We start from the raw sequence: 6,227 nt of genomic DNA, 5'->3' as shown, positions 1-6,227 counted from the left end.
TCGTGAAGACGTACTGTTGAAACTTTCAAAGCCGCGCGGTTCGAAGACCATGGCAAGCCATCTCGAAAAGACGGTTGGCATCAAAGGCGTGAAAGCGGGACTGTTGCGTGAGTTTGTATCGAAAGATGATTTTGGAAATATTGAGAAGTTGGCTGACGCAATAAAAGCATTATCGATCCCGCTGATTTCGCCGCGCCCCATTGACGAAGCCATCAGCAGTGCGGGCGGCGTACTATTCGATGAGCTGGATGAACATTTGATGTTGAAGAAGTTACCCGGTGTTTTTTGCGCAGGTGAAATGCTTGATTGGGATGCGCCTACCGGCGGTTACCTGCTTACCGGCTGTTTTGCCAGCGGGCGCGCGGCTGGTTTAGGTGTGGTGAAATATTTGCGGGACATGACTTGATGCGCGCATTGGTAGTAGGTTATGTCTGGCCGGAACCTGCTTCATCTGCTGCGGGCACGCGTATGTTGGAGTTGGTGCAGCTGTTGTTGAAGATGGATTATCAGGTGACATTTGCATCGGCCGCGGCTTTATCCGAACATCGATTTGATTTAAACAGTTTGGGTGTTACCGAAAAAGCGATTGCATTGAACTGCAGTAGCTTTGATGAGTTTGTGCGCGAATTAAAACCGAATCTGGTTTTATTTGATCGATTTTTTACCGAAGAGCAATTTGGTTGGCGTGTTGAGCAAGCTTGTCCGGACGCGTTGCGAATTCTCGATACTGAAGATCTGCACAGCCTGCGCCATGCGCGCCAACAATTATTAAAATCTGCGCAGAAACTCTGTGGCAGTGAAAAAGAAAAACAATCGGTTGCCCCCATCACCGCCGACAGCGAACTGCTCTATCAGCAGATGTGTGCGGACGATATGGCGGTGCGCGAAGTGGCAGCGATTTTTCGTTGTGATCTATCGCTAATGATTTCTGAAGTTGAAATCGATTTGTTGCAGCGCTATTTTGCTGTTCCATCCCAGCTACTTTTTTACTGCCCATTTCTATCGCAGCAGAAAGTTGATGTTGCATCGCTACCCGATTTTTCGGCGCGACAACATTTTATTGCCATCGGCAATTTTCGCCATGAACCCAATTGGGATTCAGTGCTCTGGCTAAAACATCAGCTTTGGCCAATGATCCGTGCACAGCTGCCGCAGGCAGAGTTGCATATCTATGGCGCCTATCCTCCGCCCAAGGCAACACAATTACACAATGCGAAAGAAGGCTTTCATGTCAAAGGCTGGGCGGCAGATGCACAGGCGGCAATGCAGTCCGCGCGCGTTTGCCTTGCGCCGCTGCGGTTTGGTGCGGGCATTAAAGGTAAGTTGATGGATGCTATGCGTTGTGGCACTCCGAGCATCACCACCAGCATTGGTGTTGAATCCATGAGTGACGGATTGCCGTGGGGCGGGGCGGTTGCAGATGACGCTGAGACATTTGTTGCAGCGGCAGTTGCGCATTACCAAGACGAAACCCTGTGGCAACAAAAACAACAATATGGCTTTTCCATTCTGCGCGATTATTTTTATCGCACAGATCACGCCCTCGCGTTACAAACTCGTTTGACGGAACTGCTTCACAATCTGCAGCGCGAGCGTGGCGATAACTTTATCGGCCAAATGCTGCGCCATCACTCCCACAAAAGCACCCAATATATGGGGCAGTGGATTGAAGCGAAAAATAAGTAATTCTTTTTTCTTTTTCGCTGAATAAATCCGTACTTCTCCTTCCCACTTTGATCTTTTAAAAGTGCCACGTTCGAGTTTCCTTCAATCCTTTGACAACGTTGTCCATTGCGCATAGCCTGCTTCTCGGTAGGTGAACCCTTTTTAATAATCAAATATTTCCTCTTGGGAAATAAAACCGGACGGGTGATTGCAAAATGAACCTCAGAAAAATAGTCGGAGTTGCTTCCGCATTTCTTTTATCGACACAGGCTTATGCCTACAACTGCAATGGCGTAGCCCAATATGTTGATGGCCGCTCATACAGTAACAATGCGATTGTGCAAAACGTGGGTAGTGCTTTTAGCTGTAAAGTGGGCGGCTGGTGTACGGTTGGCGGCCCTTATGCGCCCGGCACAGGTTGGGCAGCGGGCGATGCCTGGACTAACCTTGGCTCTTGCGGCACAACCACCACCAGTTCAACGCCTCGCTCAAGCACTCCTTCTAACACAACATCCAGTACGCCGAGCACCGGCGGTAACTGCCCTAACTGGGCTGCTGGTACCAACTACACCGTTGGTGTGGTGGTGAGATATAACAACGCTTTCTATCGTGCGAAGAATGAAAACCCTGGCTATGATCCGGTGATCAGTACCTGGTTCTGGGAACCAGTTGCTTCTTGCCCGGGTGGCACAAATTCATCAAGCAGTTCGGGTAATAACGGCACTTGCGCCGCCTGGGTTGCTGGAAGAATGTATTACGCAGGCAATACCGTGAGTTATAACGGTGGCACCTTCCGCGCGAAGTATGACAACCCGGGTTACGATCCGTTGGTCAGCACTTGGTATTGGGAGCCAACCAGCGGTTGCAATGGCACTGGCACCAGCTCAAGTGTGTCATCGACTACCAATCCCGGAACCGGTTTTGCGGCAGTGGTGAGCGAAGCGCAATTTAATCAAATGTTCCCGGGCCGCAATCCTTTCTACACCTATGCAGGTTTAGTGGCTGCTACCAAAACCTATCCAACCTTTGCTGGCACGGGTGATCTCCAGCTGAAAAAACGCGAAGCAGCGGCGGCACTCGCTAACTTCTCGCATGAGACTGGCAGTTTTGTGCACGTCACTGAAATTGCGCGCGGCTTGTACTGCAGTGACTGGGGCAATTTGGCAACTTGTCCATGCGAGCCTGGCAAGCAATATTATGGTCGTGGTCCTATCCAGTTGAGTCACAACGGCAACTACTGTGCTGCTGGTGCTGCGCTAGGTTTGGATTTGCGTCGCAACCCTGAGATTGTTGAGCAGAACGCGACAGTAGCCTGGCAAACAGCACTTTGGTTCTGGATGACCCAGAGCGGATCAGGTTATCGCCCGGCGCATGACAATATTGTTAACAACTATGGCTTCGGTGAAACCATCCGTACCATCAATGGTGCAATCGAGTGTAACGGTGGAAACCCTGCACAAGTGCAAAGCCGTATCAACGAGTTCAACCGCATCCTGCAAATTATTGGCGGAACGGCGGGTAATAATCTGGGTTGTTAATCTGCTCGGGTAAATAAAAAAACGCCGCATTTTTGCGGCGTTTTTTTATTGGCGATATAAAAATAAAATAGAGTAAAGATAACTTATCCGTTAGTAAGCTATTCCTTAATAACCCATCAGTTTTACCTCGTTCATATTCGCAGCATTGAATTTTTTAACACGTAAATAGCGCGTAGTGAGATTGATTGGGTAGCTCGTAAATTTCAAATAGCGCGTCAGTGAGTCTGACACTATCACCGCTTGTGAGTGTGATAAATCACCATCAGAAAACTCTACCAACCCTGTGCCATTTGCATCATAGAGAGTTATTTCCGTCAGTGTATATTCGCGGCCTAGATCAATAATTGCTTCAACGGGATAAATCGCTGCTGACCAACCTGCGAACCAATAAGTAGTGGGTGCAGTGGAATTTTGTTCATCCACTAAAGCGGAAACATTTCCTGTTGCACCGGGTAGAATCATTGCGGGTGACAATAAAATAGGCGCTGGCGTACCTCCGTCTGTCGTGCTTGAACTTGCCGATGACACTATCGAACTTGATACCGAAGAGCTTGCACTGGATGCAATAGAGCTTTCAATGGATGAACTAGTAATAGACGAGCTAGCAATCGACGAGCCCGAACTTGAAGTGGGAACAGATGATGGCGTTGATGACAGGGCAGTGGATGATGCCGTGCTGCTGCTTGATGCTGTGTCATAGTCAAGCGGAAATAAAGGTTTTCCCTGATCAGAATTTTTTTGTGACAGCATCCAGTTATAAATATTTTTTTCAGTAGTCGGCAGTGCGCTGTGAGTGCCGTTGTAAACTTCCCGCCAACCGCTGTGGCCATTGTTGGGCATAAAGGTCGCGCGTAAATTATTCGGGCGCAATGCGGACAGCAATGTGCAGCTTTTGTTGTTGTAGCGGCAAGTGTAGGCAGGGTTTATGTATTCAATGGTCGCTTCAGGGCAACTGCTATTGCCATTGATAATAGTGCGCAAATTCCCGGCACCCATATTGCCCGATGCGCCGCCTGCAAATCCCCACAGCGATACGTTGTTGCTGCGTACCAAACAGGGATCGATTCCGCCTGCGGCTTCTATCGCCACTGCTGCGGAAAAATGTGTCGGGTTAGCGGCAATATAGTTAAAGACACTGCCGCCGCCCATGCTCAAGCCCGTGAGATAAATGCGGTCTGCATCTAACTCAATCCCTTTTGCTGCCAGTTGCACGGTGGTGTCGGAAATTACACGGCGAATCACATCCGCTGAAAATCCTCCGCGTTGCATCGACTGCGGAATAATCACCACCATATTTTCTTGCGGAATAAATTGACCGTTAACAATGGCTGCACCAGGACCGCCTGCCTGATTTTCAACTTTTATTAAATTAGTGGAGATGCTGGCGTAATAAGCATCATCGCGGTTGTAACACATATTCAGTACAGATGACCCTTGTTCACCCATGCCGTGTAAAAAAATAACGGCAGCATATTTGCCTGTTTTTATTTGCGTAGCGCCGTTAGCGGGTGCGTACACATAATAGGGCACGCGCGATATCAGTTTTGTGTTGACGCCAGCCGTGCATTGGGCGCCTTCATGGGACATGTATTGAAAACGAATCATGCTCGCTTTTGACATATAGGTGGGTGATTCAGGAAAGCGAGTATCAATGAGTGCGAGTGCGGAGCAACTAATTAAACAAAGAAGCGCAATAGTGATTTTTTGCATAGCTGTTCGCCTTTATAAAACCAGAATTGAATTTTCAGTGAGCGGCCAACCCACTGCCAGCGTCCATACCGTGGTTAGAGCTTCCAAGCTTAGGGCGAGTCTGGAGGCTTTGCAGTTGTTTGCTTAATAGTTTTTCCAGCGTGAGACTTTTGCACGCATAAGAAAATCAGCTTGAATTAAAAAATTTATAAAGCTATGAATTTTGATGCCAATGTGGTGTAGCCGCTACTTATTAGGTGCTAAATCACTAGTTAATATTTCATAAGTGAAAATTTATTTTTTGCGGCGAGCAAGGATGAGGGCTTGAAAGTACCAGATATTGCTCCATATGTGATGAATTCCTACAATCCGTGATATTTATGCCACTCCAACCACTCCTGCAGCAACAATCTACTATTCGGTTCTTATGGGGCGGGATTTTTGTTGTTGGCTTTTTGTGTCTGCTAGCGGGTTGGAGTTTGGAGTCGTCAGCGGATTACTCCAGCAGTGATGCCGGGCGTAATAGCCGTGTGGTGTCTGTGGATATGCCGCTGCACGCCAACAGCGAACATTCTTTCACGCTGAAACGTTTCTTTAGTCGCAACAAAGATCAACCCAGGTCCGCCGAGCCGCCGGAGCCTATTTGGGCATTAACAGCGAATGACATTATTACCTTGCATTCGCATGTAACAGCAAGGTTACATAATTCCACTGAGCAATATCCGCATATATTTCTTCATCAATTACAAACACTCAATATCTCCCGCGCACCACCGCTCGTTTAATCCCTCCCGTTAAAAAACAAATTTAATTTTTTTGCTTTCCTCTCACTGCGTTAAAACAGTGACGAGCGCAGGCATGGCGGAGTATTGGCGATGAAAACACTTTTTTCGCGGGCGATTGTCTATGGCCTGATTATTTTATTCGGATTGCTCTGTGCACTGCCGAATGTATTACCGGATTCTGCATTAGAAAAATTACCTGCGTGGTATACGCAGAACCAATTAACGCTTGGTTTGGATTTACGCGGCGGTTCGCATTTGTTATTGGAAGTGGATACCAGCGAGTTGGTGGCGAATAAAAATCCCGCGCTGCATGAGCAAATAGTGCGCGATGCGGTAGAGCAAAGTTTGGAAGTGGTGCGCCGCCGTCTGGATGAAACCGGCATGGTGGCGCCGATGATTACGCGACAGGGTAACGACAGCATTTTAGTCCAGCTGCCCGGTGTGAATGACCCACAACATATCCGCGAATTATTGGGCACTACCGCGCGCATGACGTTTCATTGGGCGGCGAATGAAAAATCGGCTTTGCTCGGGAAAATCATTTCAGTGC

At 48.2% G+C, this 6,227-nt stretch carries 5 protein-coding genes and 1 pseudogene; 5 read left to right on the top strand and 1 reads right to left on the bottom strand.

The genetic code is table 11. The annotated features are described in order from the left end of the window. The 3 genes from ACWA6V_RS15445 to ACWA6V_RS15435 form a co-directional block, all read left to right on the top strand. A partial coding sequence (locus ACWA6V_RS15445; RefSeq protein ID WP_449523331.1) for an NAD(P)/FAD-dependent oxidoreductase occupies window positions 1-406 on the top strand: 406 nt, incomplete at its 5' end. After that, window positions 406-1,686 (top strand): glycosyltransferase, encoded by a 1,281-nt coding sequence (locus tag ACWA6V_RS15440; RefSeq protein ID WP_449523330.1) that lies wholly within the window; start codon window positions 406-408, stop codon window positions 1,684-1,686. The genes ACWA6V_RS15445 and ACWA6V_RS15440, both read left to right, overlap by 1 nt. A 194-nt stretch (window positions 1,687-1,880) precedes the next feature. Next, window positions 1,881-3,203: a glycoside hydrolase family 19 protein gene (locus ACWA6V_RS15435; protein WP_449523329.1), complete on the top strand. Its 1,323-nt coding sequence runs from the start codon at window positions 1,881-1,883 to the stop codon at window positions 3,201-3,203. 105 nt (window positions 3,204-3,308) lie between these two features. Here ACWA6V_RS15435 and ACWA6V_RS15430 read toward each other — a convergent pair whose 3' ends face one another. Then, window positions 3,309-4,913, bottom strand: a complete 1,605-nt coding sequence (locus tag ACWA6V_RS15430) for a carboxylesterase family protein (RefSeq protein WP_449523328.1) — start codon at window positions 4,911-4,913, stop codon at window positions 3,309-3,311. A 359-nt stretch (window positions 4,914-5,272) separates the two neighbouring features. Here ACWA6V_RS15430 and ACWA6V_RS15425 point away from each other — a divergent pair, with 359 nt between their 5' ends. After that, window positions 5,273-5,677: a hypothetical protein gene (locus ACWA6V_RS15425; protein ID WP_449523327.1), complete on the top strand. Its 405-nt coding sequence runs from the start codon at window positions 5,273-5,275 to the stop codon at window positions 5,675-5,677. Between the two features lie 90 nt (window positions 5,678-5,767). Then, a pseudogene (locus ACWA6V_RS15420) lies at window positions 5,768-6,227 on the top strand (protein translocase subunit SecDF); the annotation flags it as partial.

The organism is Cellvibrio sp. (assembly GCF_053579595.1).
Note: the sequence above shows the minus strand (reverse complement) of the source record. Positions and strands in the feature narration are given on the sequence as shown.

Coding starts and splice junctions, on each gene's coding strand:
- ACWA6V_RS15440 (WP_449523330.1), top strand. CDS start 406: ATGCGCGCATTGGTAGTAGGTTATGTCTGGCCGGAACCTGCTTCATCT.
- ACWA6V_RS15435 (WP_449523329.1), top strand. CDS start 1,881: ATGAACCTCAGAAAAATAGTCGGAGTTGCTTCCGCATTTCTTTTATCG.
- ACWA6V_RS15430 (WP_449523328.1), bottom strand. CDS start 4,913: ATGCAAAAAATCACTATTGCGCTTCTTTGTTTAATTAGTTGCTCCGCA.
- ACWA6V_RS15425 (WP_449523327.1), top strand. CDS start 5,273: ATGCCACTCCAACCACTCCTGCAGCAACAATCTACTATTCGGTTCTTA.